Below are 394 nucleotides of genomic sequence, written 5' to 3' on the forward strand. Positions count from 1 at the left end.
ATATTGAAGCGCCGGTTGTGCCAGTCCACGAGGTTGCTCAGGGAGCGGCTCTCGATCACCACGCCTTTGGGTTCGCCGGTGGTGCCCGAGGTGAAGATCACATACAGCGCTTCGCTGCCGTCGAGCGCCAGTCTCGGCGCGGCACCCGCCGCACTCGTCGCGAGCGCCTGTGCGATGACCTCCACCGGTTGCCCCGGCAGGTCCTCGGCCTGGGTGGCGAGAACCACGGGGGCCTGGCACTGGCGGAGGATTTCCTGCTTGCGCCTGTCGGGTTGCCGACGGTCCACCGGTACGTAGGCCGCTGCGCACTTGGCGGCCGCCAGGATGGCGATGACCAGTTCGGCCGAGCGTTCGGCCAGCAGGGGCAGCAGCTCGCCGCGGGCGACGCCGCGCC

At 70.1% G+C, this 394-nt stretch carries 1 protein-coding gene; it reads right to left on the reverse strand.

What is annotated here, in order from left to right; all coding sequences use genetic code 11:
• The coding region (locus tag BST14_RS31850) for an AMP-binding protein (RefSeq protein ID WP_142279703.1) at positions 1-394 on the reverse strand (394 nt) is incomplete at both ends.

It is taken from the genome of Mycobacterium arosiense ATCC BAA-1401 = DSM 45069 (assembly GCF_002086125.1).
GTDB lineage: Bacteria > Actinomycetota > Actinomycetes > Mycobacteriales > Mycobacteriaceae > Mycobacterium > Mycobacterium arosiense.